The organism is Nocardioides asiaticus (genome assembly GCF_040049175.1).
In the GTDB taxonomy this organism is placed as follows: Bacteria; Actinomycetota; Actinomycetes; order Propionibacteriales; family Nocardioidaceae; genus Nocardioides; species Nocardioides cheoyonin.
Genome location: NZ_JBDZDM010000003.1, coordinates 127,089 through 151,184, shown reverse-complemented (window position 1 = coordinate 151,184; position 24,096 = coordinate 127,089). Strand labels below are relative to the sequence as shown.

Sequence of the window (24,096 nt, the reverse complement as noted above, 5' to 3'; positions counted from 1 at the left end):
CTCCCTCTCAGACCGAGACTTGCCGTTGGTCGGCGGCCCGGCCGAACAGGCCTTGGGGACGCACGACCAGGAACAGGACGAACACGCCGTACACCAGGGCGTCTTGAAGTTGGATGTCGAAGTAGGTGGTGCTGAGCAGTTGGAGCACGCCAACGATCAGCCCAGCGAGGAAGGTGCCGGCGATGCTGCCGAGGCCACCAAGGACCGGGACGATGAACATGAGGATCAGGAAGGTCCACGCCGTCGAGGGGTCGACAGGTGTGGAGACGACGTAGAGCGACCCGACCACACCGGCCAGCGCGACCGAGAGCGCGAACGCGTACGCGTACACCCTGCCGATGTCGATGCCCATGTATTGAGCGGCGGCACGGTTCTGTGAGGTGGCGCGGATCATCACGCCCAACGGAGTCTTGGTGATGATCCACCAGGTCACGACGAAGGCAAGGATCGCAATGGCGAGTCCCATGAGCCGGCCAGCGTTGAGGTAGACCCCGCCGAGCTGGACCGCCTTGTCGGACCAGGAGTTCTGCAGGGTCCGGGGCTGGGGACCGGCGATCAGAAGTGCAGCGTTCTCGATGACGAGGGCGAGGGCGATCGTCGCGATCATCTGTGAACGCTCTCCAAGTTTGATCAGCCGTCGCACGAGAAGTCGGTCCAAGATGAACGCGAGGATGACCATGGCGATCGCCACTACTGGGAGCAGCAGGAACGGGTCGGCCCCTGTGGTGATCCAGGCGAAAAGTGTCAGGTACATCCCAAGCAGCACCAGGTGGCCGTGGGCGAAGTTGACGAAGTGGATGACGCCCAGCACGATCTGCTTGCCGAGACCGAGGACGCCCCACACTGCGCCGATCAGCAGTCCGTTCACGAGCGCTTGGATCAGGACCATCGAACCCTCCTTTCGTGCACTTCTCAGTGCGCGTTCTCAGTGCGTTTGGGCTCAGGCGAGTGTCGGCCAGATGGTCTTGCCGGTGGCGAGCTGTTCGGGATAGACGGTGACTGTCTTGGTCTGCTGCCACTGCACGAGCGCGGCCTGACGGTCCACGGCTCTGCCGTCCTCGTCGAACCGCATCCGCTGGGCGGGCCACACCGAGGCAGGGCCGCCACGCATGTCGGTCTCGGCCATGGCGTCGCGGATCTTGGTGGAGTCGCGGCTCTTGGCCCGTTCCATGGCGTCGGCGAGGAGGAAGAACTCGGCGTAGGTCGAGAGGTGGTACTCCTGGGGGTAGTCGTCGCCCGCGGCACGGATCTTGTCGGCGATCTTGCGGGACTCACCCTTGTACACACCGGAGGCCGCGACCGCGAAAGTGCCGTTGGCAGCCTTGGCTCCGAGTGCGTCGACGAAGGCGCCGCTGAGGAACGGGGCGCCGGACAGGACCCACGGGACCGGTGTCATCCCTTGCTGAACCTGGCCCTTGGAGATCAGGGCGATGTCGCTGATCGCAGGACCGACGAACAGCAGTTGCGGCTGGGAGCTGGCGATCTTGCTGACCAGTGGCGCTGCGTCCTTGAGGCTCCCCTCGGGGACGGTCTCGTCCAGGACGACTGACCAGCCGTACTTGTCGGCGTAGGTGCTCTTGATCTCCTTGGCAGCCTGGACTGCCACATCGTTGATGCCGGCGATGATGCCGATCCGCGTCACGTCCACGTGGGCGGTTTGTGCCAGCGTGTCGATGGCTTCACTGAAGAGGTTGGTGAACTCCGAGGTCTTCGGACTCGTGGCGAAGGTGTACTTGAACCCTCGGTCGGTGAGCTCGTCAGCGAACGCCACGTCTGTCCAGGTGATCTTGCGGCGCTCGGCGAGCTCGGTGATGGCGATGGTGGCCGAGGAGATCCCGGTCCCGACGCCAGCGATGATGCCCTGACTTAGAGCCCGATTCATGGCGCTGATGGCGGACTCTACGGTGGCGCCGGCGTCCTCCTCGACCAGCTGGATCTTGTTGCCGCCTAGGGACTTGATGCCGCCTGCTGAGTTGATGGCGTCGACCGCGAGCTTGGCGCCCATGCTCATCATGCGTCCGGTGTCGGCGTAGGGGCCGGTCTTGTGGACAACCAGGCCGATCTTGATTGGTCCCGAGCCCGCGGATCCGGCTGACCCGCAGCTGGTCAGGCTCCCAGCCAGGGTGGAGGCCACCGCCGCTCCGGCGAGGCCCAGGAACTCTCTGCGACGCATGGCCGCCTCCTAGTTTGTTCGGGTTTCTGCGGGGTCTGCCGCCGCGGCGTCGGCGGCGGGAGCGAAGACGACGAGATGTTGGTCAGCCTCGTGGATGAAGCGGGCAGTGACTCTGGCTCCGATGGAGATGTCGGTGTCGGGGGTGTCGACGAGGTTGGTGATGAGCCGTGGTCCTTCGTCGAGTTGGACGACCGCGACGGTGTAGGGCACCTGGCGTACCTCGGGCGGGAAGTACGCCTTGTGGAAGGTGACGTAGGACCACACTTCGCCGGTCCCTGCGGCAGGAACCCACTCCAGGGTGCCGCTTCGGGAGCAGCCGTAGCAGACCGCTCGCGGTGGGAACTGGAACCGCCCGCAGGCGCCGCAGCGGGTGATGAGGAGCTGGTCCTGAGCCAGGCCGTCGTAGTGGGTGTCGACGGCGGTGGCGATGGGAAGAGTGACCGTCTGCTGCTCGTGCATGGCCTCAGCGCTCCTGTCCGTAAATCACCGAGGAGACCATCGGTGAGGTGCACACGTACTGCACGATGTGGGCGTCGGCGACCTGTCGGTCGCCGCACTTGCCGCGTAGCTGGCGCACAGCCTCGACGTTCAGCGCCCAGCCCTGCATGTAGCTCTCCGAGAGGTGACCTCCGGAGGTGTTGATCGGTAACTGGCCACCCAGCGCGATGCGGCCGCCCTGGATCCAATCGGCGGCCTCGCCCTCCCCGCAGTAGCCAAGTCCCTCGAGGGCGAACAGGACGTTGGGGCTGAAGTTGTCGTAGATCATCAGGGCGTCGACATCGTCGCGGGTGATCCCGGCCATCGCGTAGCTGCGCGTACCCACCTCGCGGGTGGCCTCGCGCCAGAAGTCGTGCGGCGGGTACTCGGAGTCGATGAACTGGCCGTGCTGACCGAAGCCGAGGACGTAGGCCGGGGGGTGGGGGTAGTCGGCGGCCTCGTCCGCCCGGGTCATGATCAGAGCGACTCCGCCGTCGTTGATGAGGCAGTAGTCGAGCAGGTGCAGCGGTTCGACGATCCATCGGCTGGTGAGATATTCGTCAAGGCCGAACGGCTTGCGCATGACCGCGTTGTCGTTGAGTTCGGCGTGGCGTCGGAAGGTCATCGATACGGTGGCCAGCTGCTCCGATGTGGCGCCGTACAGGTGCATGTAGCGCCGGAACATGAGGGCGTAGAAGGCGCCAGGAGACACGAAGCCGTACGGGATCGACAGGCCCGGGGAGGTGCCGTAGCCCTCCCCCGAGGCTCCGTAGGTGGCGCCGGCGGTCCGTCCGTTATTGCCGTAGACGAGGGCGACGCGTCGGCACAGACCGGCGTTGAGTGCGAGTGCAGCGAGCTGAATGGAGGCACCGGACATCCGGCCCTGCGTGGGTAATTGCGCTACCCAGGCCGGCTGGATCCCGTAGGTGGCGGCGATCGCTTCATAGGAGCTCACCCGGTTCACGATCAGGCCGTCGATGTCGTTGCTGGTCAGGCCGGCATCGGTGAGGGCTTCGAGCAGCGCCATTCCGCCGAGGTCGTCGGCGCTGTGGCCGGGGTAGGGCTGGTAGACAGTGTTGCCAACCCCGACGACGGCGGTCGTGCCGCGCAGTTGCGCGCCGATGGTCATGTGGTGCCTCCTTGGTGGTGGGCTTCGGCGCCGGGAATCGCCCCGGTGCTGGCCAGCTGACCCAGCTCGTCGGGCAGGAACCCGAACTCGGTCAGGACGTCGTGGGTGTCTACTCCGATGCCTGGGGCGGGCGCTGTGATGGGCCGAATCTGGTCGTCTCCATCCCGCCACGGCGGCGACTGCACGCTCATGCCGTCCGCGTCTCGTACCGCTCCTAGCGCGGCGAGTTGGGGATGGTGGATGACCTCGTGTTGGTCCTGTATCGGCACGGCAATGCCGTCGCTACGGACGACCTTCTCCACCAGGTCCTCGGTGCTGAAGCGCTCGAAGTAGGGCTCGAGCTCGCGCCGCAGAAGCGCCTGGTTGGGCATCCGCATCTCGCGGGTGGCGAACCGTGGGTCGCGCAGGAGCGCCTCGGCGCCGATCTCACGACAGAAGTCGACCCAGGCCTGTTCAGACCTCAGCGGCTGTCCGTAGTAGATGCGGCCGTCTGCGGTGCGGATACCGCGATCGGGCGGATAGGTGGCGGCATTGGTGTGGAACCCGTCCCAGGTGTCCGGGTCGTCGAGCGCGGCGACCATCACCGTGCTCACGCCCATGAGTGCACCGAGCTCAGAGGTGGCCAGGTGTTGCCCGAGACCGTGCTCGCTGGCGAGTGCGGCAAGGATCGCCTGAAGCGCGGTACAGCCGCCCAGGATGCCGGCGACGTCAGCACCAACGCGGACCGGCGGCTCGCCCAACACCCCGAGGTAGCGCCAGGTCCCGCTGGTGAACTGGATCTCGCTCTCGGTGGCGGGAAGGTCGGCCCAGGGACCGGTCTCCCCGAACGGCGTGACCGAGCAGTCGATGAGCCGCGGGTTGATGGTCCGCAGCTGCGGTGGGGTCAGCCCCCGGGACTCGGCAACCGACTCGGTCATGTCGTGGAGGAGGACGTCGCTGCCGCGGAGCAGCCGACGCAGGATCTGGACGCCTTGGGGTGTGTCCAGGTCGACGGCGACCGACCGCTTGCCGCGGTTGAGCTGGTAGGCGGCCGCGCCGACACCGTCGACGAAGGGTGGTCCCGCACGGCGCATCCAGTCGCCGGTCGGCGGCTCGAGCTTGATCACCGTGGCCCCCAGTGTGGCGAGCTGCAGGCTGCAGTAGGGGCCAGCGATGCCCTGCGTGCAGTCGAGGACGACGAGATCAGTGAGCGCCTGGCCGGGTGTCGATTCGGTCATCGCTCTATGCCCATCTGGTTCAGGAGCTCACGGGTGTGGTTTCCGGGAAGCTCCGGGTCGCCGAGGGCGACCGGCGTCCGCTCGAACCGCCACACAGGCCCCGCCACGGCAAGGTCACCGCCGAGTGGATGGGGAACGCGCTGGATGAACCCGTTGCTGCGGATGTGGTCGTGATGTTCCGGCTTCTCGTCGAGGGTCCGCAGGCGGGTGCAGGCGACGCCCTGGCGTGGAAGTAGTTGAGTCCACCAAGCAGCGGGTCTGGTGGCGATAGTCGACTCGACGGCCTTGTCGATCTCCTCGCGATGCTCAAGCCGTGCTTGGTTGCTGCTGTAGACGAGTAGCGCCGCTGTCTCGGGGCTGCCCAGCGTGCGACACAGGGCCTCCCAACTGGCATCGGTGGGTGCAGTGATGCTGACCCATGCGTTGTCGGCGCACTTGTAGGCGCGGGATGGGACGACGGCGTAGGTTCCGCTTCCGGTCGGCTGGGCGGCGACACCGGTGGAGAAGTACTCGGCGAACCGGGTGATCTGCAGGCTTAACGCGGCTTCGAGTTGCGAGGTGCGCAGATGGGTTCCTCGGCCGGTTCGGCGGCGTGCGACCAGACCCAGCAGGACCGCGTTGAGCAGCTGCATCGATGTCGCGAGATCCACGAGGGCGACGTAGCGGAGTACCTCAGGCTCTCCCCCGTTGGAGCCGTTTAACGAGGCGAAGCCGCTGAATGCCTGGCCCTGTGGATCCGTGCTTCCCATGGCGGCGAGAGGGCCGGTGTCGCCGAAGGAACTGGAGGAGCAATAGACGAGGCCGGGGTTGTCGTCCTTGAGGTCGGCGTAGCCCAGACCGAGGCGGTCCAGTGTGCCGGCCCGGGAGTTCTCCAACAAGACGTCGGCGTTCTTAGCTAGTTCGACCGCGATCTCGTGATCGCCGGGGTCCTTCAGATTGAGTACGATGCTGCGCTTTCCCAAGGTGCAGGACAGGTAGGTGGTGGGTTCGCCGTGCTTGCGAGGCAGAACCGCGCGGATCGGGTCGCCGTAGGGAGGATCGACGTGAATCACGTCAGCACCCAATTGGGCGAGATTGCAGGCCGCCCACGGTCCGACTGCGTAGGCGGTGAGGTCGAGCACCCGCAGTCCCGCGAGCGGTCCGGTGCCGTGGGTGGATCGGGCCGGCCAAGCCTGCAGCCGCGCCGGGTCGTGGGATCTGGCCGTCATCTCATCCATCTCCGTCAGTACGACTTGGGCATCTTGAGAACGTTGTGGCCGATGAACGCGAGCACGAGGTTGTTGTTGATCGGAGCGTTCTTGTAGAGGCGGGTCTCGCGGAACTTCCGTTCCACGTCGTACTCAGTGGCGAAGGCATATCCGCCGAAGCAGTCCATCGCGGCGTCCGCCGCCTGCCAGGACGCCTCCGAGCAGAGCAGTTTCGCCATGTTCGCCTCCGCGCTGCAGGGGAGGCCGGAGTCGAACTTGCGGGCCGCGTCAGCCTGGACCATGGCTGCGGCGGTGACGGCGGCGTAGGCCCGGGCGATCGGGAACTGGACACCCTGGTGGGCGCCGATGGGCTGGTCGAAGACCTCCCGGTGCGAGGCATACTCCGCTGCGCGTTGACAGAACCAGCGGCCATCCCCGATGCACTCGGCGGAGAGAAGGATGCGCTCAGCGTTCATCCCGTCGAACACGTGGCGCAGGCCCTGCCCCTCGATGCCAATGAGATTGCTCTCGGGGACGAAGAGATTGTCGATGAAGAGCTCGTTGGTCTCGTGGTTGATCGAGGTGTCGATCTTCTGCGCAGTCACCGTGGCGCCGGCGTGGCGCAGGTCGACCAAGAATAGGCTGAGGCCATCGGTGGGACGTGCCGCCTCCTCGATTGGTGTGGTGCGAGTAAGGAGGAGCATGAGGTCGGAGTGCTGGACCCGGGAGGTGAAGATCTTGTGGCCGTTGATCATCCAGCCGCCGTCGGTCCGGCGCGCGAAGGTGCGAATGCGTGAGGTGTTCGATCCTGCGTCTGGCTCCGTGATTCCGAATGCCTGCATCCGCAGGTCTCCGCGGGCGATCGCAGGCAGGTAGGTCTCCTTCTGCTCGGTAGAGCCGTGCCTCACCAGTGCGCCCATGGTGTACATCTGTGCGTGGCAGGCGGCACCGTTTCCTCCGCTGTAGTTGATTTCCTCGAGGACTGCCGAGGCCTCGGCCATGCCTTGACCTCCGCCGCCGTACTCCTCGGGAATGAGAATGCCCAGCCAGCCGGCGTCGGAGAGTGCGCTGACGAATTCCTCCGGGTAGGCCTTCTGGGCGTCGATGCGACGCCAGTACTCGTTGGGGTACCGGGAGCACAGTTCGGCCACCGCCTTGCGGATGTCGGTGATGACGCCCTCGTCCGTCCCGTCCGTCATGCCGCACCGCCGGGCAGCAGGACGGCACGACCGGTCACGGCCCGCTCATCGACGGCGGCGAATGCGCCCACGACGTCATCCAGCGCGAAGGTGGATGTCACCGGGCGGATCTTCTTCTGCTTCACCAGTTCCATCGATGCGATGAATGAAGACATCAGCGTGGAGGCAGATCCGGTGATGGTGGCTTCCTTGCCGAAGACGAACGCCGGATAAAGGTTGATGGGCTGTGAGGTCACCTGTCCGGTGAAGACGTAGCGCCCCGAATGCCGAAGCCCGCGAAAGCAGCCAGAGAACACCGCGGGTGCGCCGACGTTGTCGAGCACCACGTCGACTCCGTGGCCGTCGGTCAGGTCGAGCAGCTCATGCCACGCGTCCTTGCCACCGACCACCACATGCGCGGCTCCGATCTCGATGAGTTCGTCCGATTTGGTCGGCGAACTCGTGACCGCGATGGGGATGGCGCCCAGCGACCGGGCCACCTGGATCGCGTGCAGGCCCAGCCCCCCGCCCGCGCCGGTGACCGCGACGGTCTCCCCGGGTCGTACGTCGCCGATCCGGGTGAGCGCCTGGTAGCAGGTGCCGATCGTGCATGCGACGACCGCTGCGTCGGCGAATCCCACGTCGTCGGGTATGCCGAGCACTGCCGCCTCGTCCACTGCCATGAACTCGGCGTAGCCGCCGTAGTTGAAGCTCTTCTGCGGGCACCGCAGCTCGTCGCCGGACAAGCAGGCCGCGCACGCTCCGCACGTGGAGAACTGTTTGATCGCGACTCTGTCGCCGACTGCGAAGCGCCGGACCTTCCCGCCGACCGCGACGACCTCCCCCGCAACCTCGTGCCCCAAGACCGCTGGTAGCGGGATGTGGGTCAGGCCCATCCGGTCGGCCTGGTCGTGGCCGCAGATGCCGCAGGCTGCCACCCGAATGACGACCTGGAACTCGCCCGGCTCGGGGTCGGCGACCTCGTCCAGCTGGAGAACGGACGGCCCGCCGGTCTCGGACATGACGACAGCTCTCATCCGTCCGCTCCTCTCCCCAAAACCTTGACATCGAATTGAATATAAAATGTTGTCTGGTGTTTCTAGCAGCGCCGTTGGCAGGTCCGCAAGGTGTTGCTGAGAGATTTCTCACCTGTTACCGGAGGCGAACGTCCAGGACGGCGCGGGGCATCGCAGAGCCGGTCCGCGACGCCGGGCCTTCGTACACACTGAAGCCGCTGATGTCACCGAGCGGGCGCACCCCGGCTCCTAGGGACCCTCGCAACCGGTGCGCCGCATCGATCCCGAGACGACGACCCAGGCACCTGTGCCCCCGTCCGGTGTTGGACACCGTTGCTGGCGCCACCACCCATCAGAGGGTCGTGACTGCGAGCGCGCCTATCCCGCACCGGGCGGCTCCCAGTGCGCCCGATGCGGACCCGGGCCTCATCTCTGTGGGCACCCCTCGGGGGCGCATCGTGGCGCCATCTCGTGAGACACGAGCGTCGACATGGTCGAGTATCCGGGACCCGTGCAGGACGTCGACCTGCTCCCAGCGCTTGCGACCCACCTGAGGCCCCGACAGAGCGTGCGGGCCTGCGCCAGACCTTGGGCCCTGTGCATTGCGGTCACAACGAGACGGATGTGCTGACGGCGGATCCGAGATCTGGGCCGATGAACCTGCCGACGGCTCGCCGATGGAAGCCCGAGCGGCGGCGACGGGAGCCGGCGTGTTGCACCGCCGACCGGGAGCAGACGGGCTGGAGCCGAATGTGCTTCGTGCTACTCGGCCCAGAACCCGGTCTCTTCGAGGTGGCCGACGAGTAGCTCTCCGGCGTGAAGGACGTGCTTGCGCATCGCAGTTCGCGCCTTCGACGCGCTCTTGCTTCGCATCGCGTCGACGATCGCGTGGTGATCCGCGACCGATGCCTCCTGCCAGCCGTGGATCGAGGCGTAGAAGTGCCGTGGAGCGTATCTGACCGCGATGGTCAGGAACCAACCGAGTTTGGGGGATTCGGCAGTCAGATTGATCGCGCGATGGAAGCGATGGTTTGCGACCTCGATCGCCTCGGGATCGCCCCCGCGCGCAGCCTCCTCGAGCTCTTGCTGAAGGCGTTCGATCTGCTCCACCAGCGCGGGAGTCATCTTGCGGGCGGCGCGGGCAGCAAGCTCGCCCGCGAGATCGGCCTGAACGAGAAACAGGTCACGTATATCCTCACGAGTCAACGGGACCACGACGAACCCTCGGCGCGGCACCAACTGCACGAAACCCTCCCCGCGCAATGCGAGTAGCGCTTCGCGGACGGGAGTCGCGCTGATCCCCAGCTCTTCGACCATCCGCTCGAGGCGAACGAACTCGCCGCCGCGGAGGCGGCCCGACATGATCATTCCGCGGATGAACGCTGCGGCCTGCTCGCCCAACTGGGGGCTGCGACGAAGGCCTTGCCCGTCGTGGATCAGTTGCGATGGAGGAGCTAGTTCGCTTCTGTGCTGAGATGACCGCAACCTGGTACCCCCTCTGCTTGAAACGACACCCGGCGGCACCGCCATCGGTCGCGGCCCACAGCGCTCGCGCAATGGTTCAGCGGTTCCGGCGATTCTAGGCCGGATGGGACGCACGCGCTTGACCCCGGGACATTCTTAATATTTTGTAGGATATCGAGGTTGTCGTTCCATCGGCACATGCGAGGGTGTGTACCTCATCACAGGAGGGCTCATGATGACGATCAACGGTGCTCGCGCATGCCTGGTGGGCATCGGCACCAGCGACGAGTTTGGGTTCGACCTCGGCAAGAGTCCGATCACTCTGCAAACCGAGGCACTAGTATCCGCGCTGGTCGACGCCGGCCTCGAGAAGTCCGATGTCGATGGCTTCGCGACAGCACACGGCTCCCCCACTGGCATCGACTACGAGGAGTTCGTCGTCGCAACGGGTCTACGACTACGCTACGTCGAGCAGGCATGGGCGCACGGCAGGTGGGCGACCGGTCTCCTAGCCCATGCCGCCTTCGCCGTGACAACCGGAGCAGCAGACGTCGTGGCGGTCGCGAACACGGTCGTCACGCGCCGGGGATACGCGCGTCATCTTGAGGGGCTCGGAGGCTCACCGGTTCGAGAGGGACTGCGGGACTCCGGCGGCGGGCACGGTGAGTGGACAGTGCATGGAATCGATACCCCCGGTGTCGCCACGGCGTTGGTCGCCCGACGCTACATGGACAAGTACGGGGTACAAGAGGATGACCTGGCCGAGATCAGCACTGCCTACCGTCGATACGCTCAACTGAATCCAATGGCGACGCTGCGGGGCAAGGCACTTTCCCGCGACTCCTACTTCAACGAGCCGACGATCGTCGCTCCGTTCCGTCGACCTGACTTCGCCCTGCTAAGCGAGGGGTCAACCTGCCTGATCGTCACGACCGAAGAGCGTGCACGTGACCTGCGGCAGCCAGTCGTGTGGATATCAGGCTTTCAAGGGATCCAATCAAGTCGCGACGACTTCGTGATGTTCTCCCGCCCTGGCCTTGGTATCGGCTACAGCTATGACGGCCCCTATCGGGCCGAACCGCAAGCCGTCTACGCGATGGCCGACCTCGACCGCTCGGCGATAGACGGCCTTTACGTCTACGACTCCTTCTCCTCCAATGTGTGGATGGTGTTGGAGCGCTTCGGCTTCTGCGGGGAGGGCGAAGCACCGGAGTGGCTCCGTACACAAAGCTTCTCTCCCGAACCTGCGACCCCGGTCAACACCAACGGCGGGATGCTCGGCGAGGGCGACTACACCGGCTACGGCCATCTCGTGGAGATGGTCAGGCAACTGCGCGGCCAGGCGGGCCGGCGCCAGATCGAACGGGCTACTGCCCTACAGTGGGCAACACCCTGGGGCGACTCGCTGATCCTCACCGCCGCCTGACACCCCGGACCATTGGTGAACCAGACAGCCTTCGCCACACTGGCCCACGTGGTGCGCGGCATTCGCGACATGGTGCCATCGCTGGCGGACCCGGATACGTCCGTACGGTCCCACACTCGGCGCGTCGGGACCGTGCCGGTCAGGACGCCATTCGACGACACCGACAACCAGTTATCTCCGGCCACCTTGGTGAACGTCGGTGCCGTGAGATCGTCACCCGCGGCGAAACCACTCCCTTGGACGAAGAGGCACCGACGTACTACGCCGACTCTTCCTCACCTACTAGGTACGCGGTCAGCTCCGTGTCGTGCCGCCTTCGACGGAGTTCTTGGTGGCGTCTGACCTTCCGCCTCCGGCTTACAGACCGGCCCGTCCGCCAAACACCGCCGATCTGCGCGCCGCGCCGATGCGATCCGCGATCCAGCACGTCTTGGGCGCGGCCCGCTCCGAAACCGGACGGCGCATCGCCGACCGTTGGAGCGAGCGCGCCAGTCCCGGCCCTTGGCCGCGTCGCCGACACAGATTGATCTTGGGCAGCGTGGCCCCACTGGCGTCAGCTCGATCTGTATTACGACATCTGATTCCGGGGTCTCAATGACCTGCAGCTAGATGCCTGAAACGGCGCCTGACCTGCGAAAACGTCTTTCAACGTCTTCCAGCGTCAGGCGCCGTTTCTCGTTGTTGTGCGTACCCAGTGCACCCCACGCCCCTCGATCGTTCGAACCCCAGTTGCTTGCGGTCACCGTCGTGAATCCGGTTCAGCCACCGCGGGACGACGTGGGGGCCAGCCCAGGATCGCGGCGATCGCTGTAGGCCGATCGCAGCGCGAGCAGGTCGGCCTGAGCAGTCATGTGGCGAGGCGGCCACACAACCTGATCTCCCGGCACCGGAGAGATCGTCACGGACCGGGCATGTGTCCGCGTCACCTGCGCATAGCGTGCAATCAATTCTGCAGTCGAGCTGAAGAATTCGTACCCGAACCTTCCGAAGGTCGACACCGCGTACACGCCAACTGGATAGGGCGGCACTCCACCAGGAACTACTCGCCGAAGTGCCGCATCACTATCGTCGGTAGGCGAGACGTGGAAGAGGCGGACAGAAGCGGGGAAGCACAGCGCACCAGTGCACAGCGCACCAGTGCACATCAGCCGTCGAAGCAGTTCGACGGCCGCGGTCCGCCCGATCTCCGAACCCGCCTGTTCGCGCATGAGCAGCCCGAGCACGCTGGTCTTCGCGATCCATGCGCCAATCGAGACCTGCGTTGCACCGTCAAGCACAACTGGAGCGCCGGAGACGAACCGCTTAAGAATCGGTGCCAGAGGCGATTCAAACTTCCGGCCCAGCGACTCGTTGCACCCCCGGCAGATCCTCACCTTGACCCGTGCGGGCAGCGGCCCATCCCCTTGCCACGCCTTTAAGGATTCCTTCCGCAACCACGTCGGGATGACGTCCTCAAACGTGAGCTGCGCCCGCTCGCCACAGATCGGACAAGGGTTTGGGGGCTGGGTCACCCTCCCACGATAGGTTTCCCCACCGACGTTCGCCGATGGCCCGACCCTGTTACGTTGGCAGTACCGCCGCTGGGAGGTGTCCTACGCCTCAGATTCGGCGAGCTCCTGGACTGCCGGGAGCCACACGCTCGGACTCCTTCGAGATCGGAGTGCTGGCGCCCCGCAACGGCTAACGTTCGGGATGGCCCGCCGACGAGCTAACACCTCAGTCCGATCTACATGCCCGGGGGAACCTTGAGCTCCAGTACACCCGTTATGACGGCCGACAGCGTTAAGCCAACAAGTCTGCCGTTGGGCGTCCTGCTGTCGCAGCGCTACCCCGCGTACGTCCCGCGTTACCAGCGCGGATACGCCTGGGAAGACGAACAGGTCGAAGACCTCATCGAGGACGTAACTGCGCTGGTGGCCGCCGGCTCCGGAACTCGAGGGCACTTCTACGGCGGGATGGTCGCGATCAGTGTTCCCGACGCCATGGAGACGGGCGGGCATCGGTACGAGGTTGTCGACGGTCAGCAACGACTGGCCACCTTTCTCCTCCTTCTTGCCCAAGTCGCCCTTCGAGCACGAGAACTCGCAACAAATGCGGAGGAGTCCGGCCTGCCGCAGGAAGCACTGAAATTTGCCGTCCTAGCCGAGCAGATTCACGACGATCACCTGTACTACATCCGCTACGACACAGCAAACGGGACGAAGGATGCGGCACCCCGGCTCCGTCTGAATCGAGCCGACGATCAGGTGTTCCAGGACCTGCTCGCTGGAACTCCGGTGGGACCCAGCACTCGAGTTAGCCACCAGCGACTCATGTCCGCCGTGGCATCGCTAAAGCGGGATCTGATCGACGACGGTACCTCTGGCTCCCTCCCGGATGCCTTCCAACATCTGGAGGCAGTGCGGGATGCCGTCCTGCAGGATTCGTTCGTCATTCACATCGTTGGAGATAGCCGAGCAAGCGGATACCGATTGTTTGCCGTGCTGAACGACCGTGGCGCTCGCCTCCGCGTAGCGGATCTACTCCGCAGCCACAGCCTCGAACGTCTCGAAGCTCACGGTCCCAGCCAGGAGAAGGCCGCCGCAATCTGGGACGACATCCTTGAAGGCGGCGCGGAAGCGGTCGATGACTTCCTCGTCACCTACTACACGTCGATGACCGGTCGGCGGACGAAGGACGACCTCTTCGACAGGATGAAGGAGCTCCTTTTTCCGGACTCGGCCACCGCGCCGGAGCAACTCAAGGCACTCCGGTCGATGGCCACAGAACTCGCGACGTTCCTGGCGATCTCGCAGGGACAGTGGCCCTACGCGACTACCGAAGCGCACCCCGCGGTCACGAATTGGGACCGTGACCGCCTCAACGTGCTAGTACGCCTGCTGCAGCACCGGCTGGCTATGCCCCTGCTCTTGGCTGCCAGGCAGGTGTCTGACGAGAAGCAGTATGCGGAGCTAGTCCGAATGTTGGAGGTCTTCGCGTTCCGGTACAAGAACCTGTGCGGCGCACACGTCGGTCCGGCGCAGGCGGCCTACTACGCGGAGTGCAAGGACCTGCGAGGGGGAACGAAATCCGCGCCCAAACCCGCAGGCGTAGCGAAGTCCGCAGCGGCGAAGAAGACCGCGCCTGGACCAGACTTCAAGAAGTTGCGAAAGGCGCTCCAGACGCAGATCGACAAGAGAGCTGGCGATCAGATCCTCGAGAACGTCATCCGTGACCAGGTCCGCTACGACGCGGGGAGCGCAGCGCGGACCAACATGCGCCTACTGCTAGTGACGATTGAGGACCATCAGGCTTGGCTCAAGGCCGGCGGTTCTGGCGCCCCCAAGCCATCCAAGATTGCGATCACTGACATGACTCAAGTGTCGATCGAGCACATCGAGCCAGAGCACGCCAACCCACCCCGCAAGCAGTTCGCCGGCCACCTCCATCGCCTGGGAAACCTGTCCTATTGGGATCCGGAGGAGAACTCCGGGGCAAGCAACGAGCCGTTCAAGGACAAGATCCCGCTGTACGCGGCCAGTAAGGTCGGGCTGAACCAGGAACTAGCAACGAAGCCCTCGTGGACGTTGAAACAACTCGAGGCTCGCGAGGCTGAGCTCGTTGTCAGAGCCTGCAAGATTCTGGTTCCGTGAACGAAGCGGGTGCCACGAAACGCACTTCCACCACCCTACGTGGGGGTTGCGCTTGACCATGTGGCTTGGGGCCGGCCCCGGCCACCAGCCCGACAAGCCGAGCGCCTAGCCTAGCCCGCTCCCGTCGAGACTCAAGCCGCCACCGCGTGAGTGCCGCAGGGCCAGGCAAGGCTGGCACCCAGTTCGAGTGAATCGCCCCGCGGTCGTCACACGCTTGGCAATATTGTCGGAGGTCTCGGTTAGAACTGCCCTGGCCTCACAGGGAGAGAGAAACGGTGACCGACGACTTCGACTTCGACTTCGCGTTCGATGACGTCCGCCCGCGCACGTGGGCAGACGCGTTCCCCTGGCTGTCCGGCGCAGCGGGCGTCACAGGCGCAACGTGGCGCGACCGCCCGATCGACGACACCGACTTCGCGAGCCGCCAGTCATACCTAGCGCAGATCTCTGAGCTCGCGATGGAGCGGCTCACGCAGTGGCCCATCGGGCAGATCTTCCCGGGCCTCTCCCCCAACCTGGACCTGCTCGCGACTGACCTGCCCGCCCGCGCCATCAACGCTCTGGGGCGATTCGAGTGCCGGACGTCGGGCGAACTGATGGCGCTGACCCTCGACGAGGTGCTCGGTTGGCGTCAGGTCGGCGTCGGCACGGTCGCCGCGATCCTGCAGCGCCTTGCGGACGCATCGACGTCCGCTGCTACCCCGCCAGTGTCGCAACACGAGTACGAACCGCCCCCGGGAACGTCGTTCTCCTTCGACACGGTCCGGATGCCTGATTGGCTGTCCGCGCTCGTGGACGATCTCAACACAGTCGCTGGCTGGTACGGAACCGTCGGACTGCCCGGCCAGCCGCTCCTCGGTGTGTCGACCCCGGCCGGGACTCCCCCCGAGGTCAAAAAGGCTCGGGAGCGCATCGAAGCACTCTGCCCTGCTGACATCCTTAGCGAGGGCGAACTCGAGTTGGATGTCGCCGGCTTGTTCGACGACGCGTTGGGCCTCCTTGACGCACGCGCGGTCCAGGTCCTTGCGCATCGCTTGTTCGCCGATGACCCGGCCACGCTCGATCAGCTGGGCCAGGTGCACGACGTAACCCGTGAGCGGATCCGCCAGATCGAGGGCAAGGCACGCGGGGCCATGCTCAGCTTCATCTCTGAAGCCGGGCCGCTCGCAGCGGTCGCGGACAGCGCTCGAGAGCTGATCGGGACCATTCGGCCGCTAGAGGACGTCCTCGAGCTCATCCCAGCGCTAGGTCGAACCGTCGAGCGGGTTGGCCAGCCTGCGTGGCGCGTTCTCGATCGCCTCGACGATGCCTACGAGATTGTCGATGGTTGGTGCGTAGTTCCGACGATGACAGAGGCAGAGCTCATCACTCAGAAACTGCTCGAGGAAAGCGCCAACCAGTATGGCGTCGTCCGGCTCGACGAGCTCAGTCTCATTCAGTCGTCGCACCCAGACCGCCTCGCTTCGCTGACAGGAGCCTGGCTCACCCACTGTGGCTACATCGTTGACGGCGACTTCGCACTGACCCGCACGTCATCAGTCGGTGACTATGCGGCCGCGATTCTGTCCATCGAAGGGTCGCCACTCAGCGTTCAGGAGATCGTTGATCGGTTCGTCCACGACCGATCGGCAGGCTCCACCCGCAACGCCATGGGCATCGACGACCGCTTCGAGCGGGTCGATCGTGATCGCTGGGCACTCAAGGAGTGGGGTCTGGACGCCTACAGCGGGATTCGGTCTGTCATCCGCGAGCAGGTCGCTCGCGCCGGGGGCAAGGCGCGACTCGACGATCTGGTGGAGTACATCACTGCGAGGTTTAGCGTCACCAGCAGCAGCGTTGTTGCGTACGCGGCGGCGGCGCCGTTCATGACCAAGGATGGTGTCGTTCAGTTGGCCGGCGACGTCACCGCCCACACCGCCCCAGAACGCACGCGCCGGCTGTTCCGGCGCAAGGACGCCTGGGCGTACCGGGTGCGGATCACGACCGACCATCTGCGAGGCAGCGGTTCAGTGGCACCGAGGGCAGTCGCGACCATCTTGGGTCTTCCGGCAGGTCAGTCAGTCCAGTTGCCGTCGCCGCTCGGACCCCAGGCTGTGTCGTGGACCGGGATCCAACCGTCGTTCGGCACCATCCGCCGCTTCTTGATGGAGGAGGACATCCCCGTCGGCACCGAGGCGTTCCTCGTGATTCACGATGACCGGACGTTCACCTTCGAGCAGGCACGAGAACTGATCCAGAATCCTCTCGCGGACGCCCTCTCTCTGATCGGTGCCGCGTCGGTGTTCGAGCGTGAGGCCGCCCGCCGAACGCTGGCGAGCTCGATCGGGCTTCCGGAGGACTCTCCGGTATCCAGCCTCATTGCCGGGTACCGGTCCCGGGGCGACGACGACGTGGCGGACTTGATCCTGGCTGCGCGCGAGTACCTCGAGACCGGTCACAATCCGGAAGCTCGGGCGCACACCGCTGACGTTGACGACATCTTGGATCTCCTGTGATTGATAGCCCCCGGGGACTGCGCACACTCGACCTCAGGCGGCGGTACCGGAGTCCGGAGCAAGACGTGGTTGCTGGCTTCTTCGTGCCCTCGTTCAAGGCGGCGAACAGCTATAGCCGCGCCGTCGGCTACTTCACCTCGACGAGTCTGGCTCTGTACGCCCGCGGCATCGACGCCTTCGCCAAACGCGGTGGGTCGATGCGTCTCGTGGCGTCCCCCCATCTGAACGACGAGGACGTTGCCGACATCGAACGCGGGTACGACGTACGCGAGGTCATGGAGCGAGCCACGATCCGCACCCTCGAGATCGAGGAGCGCGAGTCAGTGCTCGATGGCCTCGGCGTGCTCGGGCGCCTCATCGCAGAGGGCCGGCTCGATATCAAGCTTGCCTTTGTCGTGAAGGAAGGCCACGTCGGGATCTACCACGAGAAGATCGGCGTCTTTCGGGACGAGTTCGGGGACCTCGTGGCCTTCACGGGTAGTAGCAACGAGACATACGGCGGCCTGCAGGCGAACTTCGAGTCCATCGACGTTTACCGCGGCTGGGAAGCGGGCGACGGCGCGCGGGCGCTCGACATCGAGGCCGACTTCCAGAAGCTCTGGGCAGACAAGACACCCAATCTGAGCGTCATTCGCTTCCCGGAGGTCGCACGGGAACGGTTGGTGCGACTCGCCACAGACCGCAACCCCAGTCCTATACCAGGCACGGACGATGCCCTCATCCCCGTCGTAGCACCGTCCAATCGCCAAGCTCGTCTCACGGTTCCGTCGTGGCTCGAGCCGCGCGACTACCAAAAGGAAGCGGTCGAGGCATGGCTCCGGAATCGCGGCCAAGGCCTCTTCAAGATGGCGACTGGCACTGGCAAGACGAAGACGGCGATGCTCGCGGCCACCCAGCTCGGAAACGCCCTTCGCCAGCAGGAACAGCCCCTTGTGGTCTTGATCCTGGCTCCTCTCCAGCACCTGGTCGATCAGTGGATCTCCGAGGTCGAGGACTTCGGAATCCGCCCCATCGCCGTCTACGAATCTAGCGAGCGATGGCTTCCGCTTGTGGAGGAACAACTGTCAGAAGCACGCCTCGGGCAGCGCCCCGTCGTCGCCTTGGTGGCGACGTACGCTTCGTTCGCCGGCGCCAGGTTCCAGTCGTTGCTGTCACGCGTGACCCAGCCCCTAATGGTCATCGCTGATGAAGCCCACAACCTCGGCTCAGCGGCATACCGGCCGCTGCTTCCTGGCAATGCGACGTACCGGCTCGCGCTTTCCGCGACGCCTGAGCGCTGGTTCGACGATGAGGGCACTGACGCCCTCATCGACTACTTCGACAAGATCGTGTTCGAGCTCGAAATGTCGGCGGCAATCGAGATGGGAGCGCTCACGCGCTACCTCTACTACCCGCGGCTGGTTGAGCTCGACTCGAACGAGTCCGAACTCTACGCGGATCTAACTGCCCAGATCGGGGCGCGGATCGCTGCGGGCGAGGATCTGGCCACGTCAGACCCCAATTCGCCGCTCGGGTTCTTACTCCTGCAGCGCTCTAAGGTTCTCGGCCACGCCGCCGGTAAGTTGGCGGCGCTTGAGGCCGACATGGTCTCGCACCGGGAATCTGGATACCAGTTGGTCTACTGCGGCGAGGGCAGGCGTCCTGTCGCTCCCGGCGAATCCGAGGGCCCTGTGCAGTTGCGAGAGGTCATGCAACTCGTCGGGAACGACCTGCGTCTCGCCGCCCACTCTTACGTGTCAGACACTCCGCGCCCGGAGCGGAAGCACCTGCTCAAGCGCTTCGACACCGGCGTCGACCTCCAGGTGCTGGTCGCGATGCGGTGCCTCGACGAAGGCGTCGACATCCCCGACGCCCGAGTCGGCTATCTGCTCGCGAGCAGCTCGAACCCGCGCCAATTCATCCAGCGCCGGGGGCGGCTGTTGCGGAGAGCGCCGGGCAAGGAGCGCGCAATCATCTACGACTACCTCGCCGTGCCGCCCGGGGACGTTCCGATCAACTTCTCCGTTGAGCGGTCCCTACTTGTTCGCGAGCTCCAGCGAGCGAATGAGTTCGGAAAGCTTTCAGAAAACTACGAGGAAACGCTCGAGGTGCTGCGGCCCCTCAAGGAGCGCTACCAACTGATGGACATGTGATGGCATGAACGAAACGACTGAGGGAGCTTCGACAGTGAGCAACGAGCGCACCGAACGCGACGTGCTGAGCGAACTGAGCGACGAGGAGCGGATGCTGCTCAAGCGCGTGCTGGAGGTAGAGCGTGCGAAGTTGCACCTGACCGCCTATGACGCCACGGATGACCTGCTGGCCGCGGTCAAGGAGATCCTCCCGTGAAGCTTCAGTCGATCACTTTGACGAACTTTCGTCAGTTCAAGGGAACTCAGACGTTCGACCTCACCTCCGACACCCGCCGTCCGGTATCGCTCCTCTTTGGTGCGAACGGGGCTGGGAAGACGACCTTTCTGAACGCGTTCACTTGGTGCCTCTATGGCGCGATGAGCGAAGACGTCGAGGAGCAAGACCGCATGGTCACTGATGTGGTCTGGCGGGAACTGGCGATCGGCGACTCAGCCACGGTCGCCGTGGAGGTTCGGTTCGACCACGAGGGTCTCAACTACCGGCTCGTGCGATCAGCCAGTCTGCGCAAGGAGTCGGACCATCAGGGCGTCCCCTCGCCCGAAATCCAGCTGTGGGTGACGCGCCCGGACGGATCTTCCGAGGTGGTCGGAGCGCCCCAGGAGACAGTCCTCAGCATCCTTCCTCGTGGAGTCAGTCGCTTCTTCTTCTTCAACGGCGAGCGCATTGAGAACCTTGTGAAGAAGGGTGCTTACGCCGAGGTCCAGAAGGACATCAAGGTCCTTCTGGACCTGGAGCAGGTGGAGCGAGCGATTGCGCATCTGCCGAAGGTCGATCGCCGCATCACCAGCGAGCTGACCAAGAACAAGGGCGTCGGCTTGGCGCAGATCCAGGAGGCGATCGATGCACTTCAGGACAAGGAAGCCAAACTCAAGGAAGAACTCGCGCTCCAAGAGGGACAGCTCGCGACCTTGGACGAGGAGCGCGAGAGTGTCCGAAATCTGCTGCGGCAGCACGAAGCGGCGGCACCGATCCAGCAGGAGCGGGACACCGTAACGAAGGAGCTGGCCGAAGCACGTGCAGCCCGTGAGGCCGCGATCGCTGAGCGCAAGGCTGTAGCGGCCTCGCGAGGATTCCTCGCGTTCACAGACGGCCTGGGCGAGAAGACCAAGGTCATGGCCGACGGCCTCTACCGCCGCGGCGCGCTGCCCGCGCCGTTGAAGCGTGAGTTCGTCGACCAGCTGCTCGACGAGGGAACGTGCATTTGCGGTACCGCTCTCACCGAACACAACCATGCTTGGAATCAGGTCAAGGAATGGCGACAGCGGGCCGGCCTGCAGGCCGTGGAGACCGCGTGGCAGCAGGTCAGCGGTCAGATCCAGCCGCTCAGCGCGGCGCGCGACCAGTTGCGCGACGAATTGGCTGGGCTGGTGAAACGGATCGGTGACGCGCGGGACCGAGTGACGCGCCTTGAGGAGCGGAAGTCCGAACTCGACGGCAAGCTCCGCGATAGCCGCATGGAGGACGTCCAGGCCTTGGAGAGCAAGCACCTGGATCTCGATGCCCGCATCCGAGTGAAGGACCAGAGAATCGGTGCCCTGAAGACTGAGCTTGACACCACCGTGAGGGAGCTCGAGCAGAAGAACAAGGATCGTGGGCGTGCCCAGGTGGACGACCAGATCGCGGCGAAGGCGCGCTCTCGGTCTGACCTCGTGCAGAAGGTCAGGCGCGCTTTGGAGGAGATCCTTCGCATCCGGGAAGAGGACATGCGCAAGCGCCTCGACGCGGAGCTCAAGCGCGTGTTCGCCGACATCACACACCAGAACCACGTGCCTCATCTGAGCGAGGGCTTCGAGCTGACGCTGTACAAGGACGTCAACGGTGTTCAGCTGCCAGTGCCCAAGTCGACGGGCGAGAACCAGATCTTGAGCCTGAGCTTTGTCGCCGCCGTATCTAAGCTGGCGCGAGAGATCCGGTCCGGACGCCGCGCGGAGGGCGAAAGCGCACCGGACGCGGGCACGTATCCCATCGTGATGGATGCCGCCTTCGGGTCGCTGGATCAGGACTACCAGGAAGCCGTCTCACGGGCCTTGGCGAGAATGGCGCCCCAACTGGTTGTCCTGGTGAGCAAGAGCCAGGGCCTCGGCAAGGTGGTGACGGAGCTCTTGCCGCACGTCAGCAACCTCGGCGTGATCGAGACGCACACGACCGCAAGCGGTAACGCTTCCGACGACATCGAACTTGAGGGCATGAAGTACCCCTACATTCGACCCAGCGACGCCGACTACTCGCAGTTGAAGGTGATCAAGTGACGACCGCGCCCTCCGACATCCGGATTCGACGGCCCGAGCAGCACGCCCAGCTGATGGCGGAGCTCCAGAAGGAGGCCCTGTTTCCCACGTTCCGCGACATCCTCCTGTTCGCGGCGGCGGTTGGCTATCACCACGACCGTCGCGCGCCGTTCTCCGAGTCGACCGGCGACCCGATCCGGTACGAGACCCTCACCGCACCGGCATTCAGTGACACTCTCATCAACATGATCGCCGCGAACGTCGCCACCGACGATCCCGAGATTATGGATGCCCCGCGGCTAGAGGAACGAGTCAGGATCTTCGAGGAGTTCGCCAATGGCGGTCTCGAATTCATCCAGGAGCAGGTCAACGTGAGGCACCAGCCTGTCGATCTGGTAGTTCTCGATCTCGTGACTGAGACGCTTGCAGACGATGCTGGTGCCAAGCCGGCGACGGTAGAGGAGTTGCTCGGCGGCGTGACTTGGGCCTGATCTAGCCGGTCAGCCGGAACGGACCAGCCTGTGCCCGCGCAGGGACACCCCCGCTTTCGCCAGGGTTGCCTGCCAACCCTTCGCGGTGCCGATGAGCTCCGGATGCTCGTACAGTCCTGCCCTCATCTCGGCGCGTGTGAGCCGGGAGTACAGCTTCCGCCTCGGATCGTCCTCGCCGAGGAACTCCTCCTTGCGGTGCAGGAGCGGCGGGTTATCTGAGTGGCGGTAGTCGCGCCATTCGACCGACAACTTTCGAAGGTTCACCGTGATGGCAGAGCGCAGCGTGGGGTGTGGGTCCCGGTCGAATGTCGGGTACGTCAGGTACGACACCTGCGGCTCCGTCACGGATAGCTTGACCATGTTGGCGCTGGGGATTGTGCCCGCAAGCACTCGCGCACAGCCTTCGTATACCTGGAGCACCGGCGGAAGCTCGGCCATCGCAGAGCGATGCACATAGAGCGCGCTGGGTGTCTGTTTGCCGATCCGCGAGCTGCGCGCATTCACATAGAGCATCGCCTGATCGCCGCAGGCAAGCAGAAGGCGATCCGCCTCCAGGCATGCCTCCTGATACGTACCGAACAAGGAGCGAAGGTCGGTCGCCAGGGTGGGGTCAAGCTGCGAGAAGCGGGGCCGTCGACCGAACCGAGACAGGGCCACGTAGATCAGGAGTTCGGCCCGGCGCTGGGCGCTGACCTTGTCCCAATACTCATCCTCGGTGACCCTGCGGATGAGCCGCTGGGCGCGACCCAGACTGCCGAGGGCCGCCTCAATCCCGGCCCACTCCTCTATTGACAGCTCACCCTGCTTGGGCGGCCGAGCATGCGTCTGCATGAACTCCAGTAGCGGCGCCAATACTTGCTCGTTCGACTCGTACTGGGCGTGAGGGTCGATGGTCACGCGTGGCCGGTAGGAGTACACGCGCGACGCCACGAAACGCTGAGCCACTGCCTCATCTCGGAAGAGATAGAAGACTCCGGGAGCAGCCGCGTGGGGTTTGACTCCAAGAGTTTGCTCGATCAAGCTCGCCAGCTCGGTGTGCTCATAGAACTTCTGGAAGGTCCCGGTTCGCGTCAACAGGCCATCCCCCATCGGGCGGCCGACGAGGTCACGGGCATCCCAGGTCATCCGCGCCGAGACCACCAGCATCTGCCGTGCCAAGGCCCATGCCGCACGTAGAGTGGCTGCGCGCTCAGCCGGACTCTCGATGACGTTGAGGACATAGCCGAGATTGACGAGCTCGGCGGGCGTGCGCTCGGCGTCGGGCCGGTGCGCGGGATCCCAGCCCGCGACGGCATAGCCCAGCGTCCGAAGATTGCGAAGGTCGTCGCCCTTCCCGCATCCATAGTCAAAGACCGAGGCCCCAACAGGCACCAGGCCATCGGCAATGGCGAGCGTCATCGGTCGTGAAAGCGCCGACCTGCTCAGTGCCGTCTTGTGACGGGCAACGGCCCCCATGGTCATGCCGCAGGCGGCTCACTCAGTCCGACGCTGGCAAGACCAGCGACATCGATCACCCGGGGGTCGCCGACGAGATACCCAATGCCCCGGTGAAGATGGAGGCGGAACTGCTGCGCGAGGGTCTCCTCATCAACAGGCAGGCCATCGTTGTGGGCACGCAGCGTGACCAAGGCCCACAGCACGTCTCCCACCTCGCCGCTAAACGTCCGCCAGTTCATCTCGACGTTGCTGTCGAAGGTCAGCTTGATCGCGGGCGGCTTTGCGGGCTCAGCAAGTGACCTGCACAGCGCCCACCGGCAGAGCACGTTCCAGTGCTGAATGCCTGTACGGCGTTTGAGCGTAATGAGCTGGTCGCGGGCCTGCTGGGTGAGGCGGATGTGATCAATAGGCAT

The 24,096-nt window shown here is 64.9% G+C and carries 19 protein-coding genes; 7 read left to right on the top strand and 12 right to left on the bottom strand.

What is annotated here, in order from left to right:
* Nucleotides 1–7 precede the first annotated feature (7 nt).
* The 9 genes from ABLE53_RS11310 to ABLE53_RS11270 form a co-directional block, all read right to left on the bottom strand.
* Nucleotides 8–889 carry a branched-chain amino acid ABC transporter permease gene (locus ABLE53_RS11310; RefSeq protein ID WP_348859025.1) on the bottom strand — a complete coding sequence of 294 codons (882 nt, stop codon included), beginning with the start codon at nt 887–889 and terminating at the stop codon, nt 8–10.
* A 51-nt stretch (nt 890–940) separates the two neighbouring features.
* The gene (locus ABLE53_RS11305) at nt 941–2,173 is read right to left on the bottom strand and encodes an ABC transporter substrate-binding protein (protein ID WP_348859024.1); all 1,233 of its coding nucleotides are present in this window, start codon (nt 2,171–2,173) and stop codon (nt 941–943) included.
* 9 nt (nt 2,174–2,182) lie between these two features.
* Nucleotides 2,183–2,632, bottom strand: coding sequence for a Zn-ribbon domain-containing OB-fold protein (locus tag ABLE53_RS11300; RefSeq protein ID WP_348859023.1), 450 nt, complete (start codon nt 2,630–2,632; stop codon nt 2,183–2,185).
* Between the two features lie 4 nt (nt 2,633–2,636).
* Nucleotides 2,637–3,779, bottom strand: a complete 1,143-nt coding sequence (locus tag ABLE53_RS11295; protein WP_348859021.1) for a thiolase family protein — start codon at nt 3,777–3,779, stop codon at nt 2,637–2,639.
* Entirely contained in the window at nt 3,776–4,996 is a 1,221-nt protein-coding gene (locus tag ABLE53_RS11290; RefSeq protein ID WP_348859020.1) for a CaiB/BaiF CoA transferase family protein, read from the bottom strand. Before ABLE53_RS11290 ends, ABLE53_RS11295 begins: the two co-directional genes overlap by 4 nt.
* Nucleotides 4,993–6,213, bottom strand: coding sequence for a CaiB/BaiF CoA transferase family protein (locus tag ABLE53_RS11285; protein WP_348859019.1), 1,221 nt, complete (start codon nt 6,211–6,213; stop codon nt 4,993–4,995). Before ABLE53_RS11285 ends, ABLE53_RS11290 begins: the two co-directional genes overlap by 4 nt.
* A 5-nt stretch (nt 6,214–6,218) precedes the next feature.
* The gene (locus ABLE53_RS11280; protein WP_348859018.1) at nt 6,219–7,382 is read right to left on the bottom strand and encodes an acyl-CoA dehydrogenase family protein; all 1,164 of its coding nucleotides are present in this window, start codon (nt 7,380–7,382) and stop codon (nt 6,219–6,221) included.
* Nucleotides 7,379–8,398, bottom strand: coding sequence for an alcohol dehydrogenase catalytic domain-containing protein (locus ABLE53_RS11275; RefSeq protein ID WP_348859017.1), 1,020 nt, complete (start codon nt 8,396–8,398; stop codon nt 7,379–7,381). The genes ABLE53_RS11280 and ABLE53_RS11275 overlap by 4 nt, the downstream gene beginning before the upstream one ends.
* 741 nt (nt 8,399–9,139) lie before the next feature.
* A complete protein-coding gene (locus ABLE53_RS11270; RefSeq protein WP_348859016.1) occupies nt 9,140–9,778 on the bottom strand; it encodes a GntR family transcriptional regulator in 639 nt (212 codons plus the stop codon).
* A 295-nt stretch (nt 9,779–10,073) separates the two neighbouring features.
* On the opposite strand from ABLE53_RS11270, the gene ABLE53_RS11265 reads away from it, so the two are divergent.
* Nucleotides 10,074–11,267 carry a thiolase C-terminal domain-containing protein gene (locus ABLE53_RS11265; protein WP_348859015.1) on the top strand — a complete coding sequence of 398 codons (1,194 nt, stop codon included), beginning with the start codon at nt 10,074–10,076 and terminating at the stop codon, nt 11,265–11,267.
* Between the two features lie 758 nt (nt 11,268–12,025).
* On the opposite strand, the gene ABLE53_RS11260 is transcribed toward ABLE53_RS11265, so the two are convergent.
* Complete coding sequence (locus ABLE53_RS11260; protein ID WP_348859014.1) at nt 12,026–12,778, bottom strand: hypothetical protein; 753 nt, start codon at nt 12,776–12,778, stop codon at nt 12,026–12,028.
* A 255-nt stretch (nt 12,779–13,033) separates the two neighbouring features.
* Here ABLE53_RS11260 and ABLE53_RS11255 point away from each other — a divergent pair, with 255 nt between their 5' ends.
* The 6 genes from ABLE53_RS11255 to ABLE53_RS11230 all read left to right on the top strand — a co-directional run bounded on the left by ABLE53_RS11255 (nt 13,034) and on the right by ABLE53_RS11230 (nt 22,246).
* Nucleotides 13,034–14,899 carry a DUF262 domain-containing protein gene (locus ABLE53_RS11255; RefSeq protein ID WP_348859013.1) on the top strand — a complete coding sequence of 622 codons (1,866 nt, stop codon included), beginning with the start codon at nt 13,034–13,036 and terminating at the stop codon, nt 14,897–14,899.
* Nucleotides 14,900–15,174: 275 nt separating this feature from the next.
* Complete coding sequence (locus ABLE53_RS11250) at nt 15,175–17,394, top strand: sigma factor-like helix-turn-helix DNA-binding protein (protein ID WP_348859012.1); 2,220 nt, start codon at nt 15,175–15,177, stop codon at nt 17,392–17,394.
* Between the two features lie 65 nt (nt 17,395–17,459).
* Complete coding sequence (locus tag ABLE53_RS11245; RefSeq protein ID WP_348859010.1) at nt 17,460–19,526, top strand: DEAD/DEAH box helicase family protein; 2,067 nt, start codon at nt 17,460–17,462, stop codon at nt 19,524–19,526.
* Between the two features lie 34 nt (nt 19,527–19,560).
* The gene (locus ABLE53_RS11240; RefSeq protein ID WP_168929541.1) at nt 19,561–19,722 is read left to right on the top strand and encodes a hypothetical protein; all 162 of its coding nucleotides are present in this window, start codon (nt 19,561–19,563) and stop codon (nt 19,720–19,722) included.
* Complete coding sequence (locus tag ABLE53_RS11235) at nt 19,719–21,776, top strand: AAA family ATPase (RefSeq protein WP_348859008.1); 2,058 nt, start codon at nt 19,719–19,721, stop codon at nt 21,774–21,776. The genes ABLE53_RS11240 and ABLE53_RS11235 overlap by 4 nt, the downstream gene beginning before the upstream one ends.
* Entirely contained in the window at nt 21,773–22,246 is a 474-nt protein-coding gene (locus tag ABLE53_RS11230; RefSeq protein WP_276606607.1) for a DNA phosphorothioation-associated protein 4, read from the top strand. The genes ABLE53_RS11235 and ABLE53_RS11230 overlap by 4 nt, the downstream gene beginning before the upstream one ends.
* Nucleotides 22,247–22,255: 9 nt before the next feature.
* Here ABLE53_RS11230 and ABLE53_RS11225 read toward each other — a convergent pair whose 3' ends face one another.
* Together ABLE53_RS11225 and dndE are read right to left on the bottom strand one after the other, a co-directional pair.
* Complete coding sequence (locus ABLE53_RS11225; RefSeq protein WP_348859007.1) at nt 22,256–23,707, bottom strand: DNA phosphorothioation-associated putative methyltransferase; 1,452 nt, start codon at nt 23,705–23,707, stop codon at nt 22,256–22,258.
* A complete protein-coding gene (dndE, locus tag ABLE53_RS11220; RefSeq protein WP_348859006.1) occupies nt 23,704–24,096 on the bottom strand; it encodes a DNA sulfur modification protein DndE in 393 nt (130 codons plus the stop codon). The genes ABLE53_RS11225 and dndE overlap by 4 nt, the downstream gene beginning before the upstream one ends.

Excerpts from the sequence above, each read along its gene's own strand:
- ABLE53_RS11225 (WP_348859007.1), bottom strand. The coding sequence starts at position 23,707 with ATGACCATGGGGGCCGTTGCCCGTCACAAGACGGCACTGAGCAGGTCG.
- ABLE53_RS11275 (WP_348859017.1), bottom strand. The coding sequence starts at position 8,398 with ATGAGAGCTGTCGTCATGTCCGAGACCGGCGGGCCGTCCGTTCTCCAG.
- ABLE53_RS11305 (WP_348859024.1), bottom strand. The coding sequence starts at position 2,173 with ATGCGTCGCAGAGAGTTCCTGGGCCTCGCCGGAGCGGCGGTGGCCTCC.
- ABLE53_RS11255 (WP_348859013.1), top strand. The coding sequence starts at position 13,034 with ATGACGGCCGACAGCGTTAAGCCAACAAGTCTGCCGTTGGGCGTCCTG.
- dndE (WP_348859006.1), bottom strand. The coding sequence starts at position 24,096 with ATGCCTATTGATCACATCCGCCTCACCCAGCAGGCCCGCGACCAGCTC.
- ABLE53_RS11300 (WP_348859023.1), bottom strand. The coding sequence starts at position 2,632 with ATGCACGAGCAGCAGACGGTCACTCTTCCCATCGCCACCGCCGTCGAC.
- ABLE53_RS11265 (WP_348859015.1), top strand. The coding sequence starts at position 10,074 with ATGATGACGATCAACGGTGCTCGCGCATGCCTGGTGGGCATCGGCACC.
- ABLE53_RS11285 (WP_348859019.1), bottom strand. The coding sequence starts at position 6,213 with ATGGATGAGATGACGGCCAGATCCCACGACCCGGCGCGGCTGCAGGCT.
- ABLE53_RS11290 (WP_348859020.1), bottom strand. The coding sequence starts at position 4,996 with ATGACCGAATCGACACCCGGCCAGGCGCTCACTGATCTCGTCGTCCTC.
- ABLE53_RS11295 (WP_348859021.1), bottom strand. The coding sequence starts at position 3,779 with ATGACCATCGGCGCGCAACTGCGCGGCACGACCGCCGTCGTCGGGGTT.
- ABLE53_RS11310 (WP_348859025.1), bottom strand. The coding sequence starts at position 889 with ATGGTCCTGATCCAAGCGCTCGTGAACGGACTGCTGATCGGCGCAGTG.
- ABLE53_RS11280 (WP_348859018.1), bottom strand. The coding sequence starts at position 7,382 with ATGACGGACGGGACGGACGAGGGCGTCATCACCGACATCCGCAAGGCG.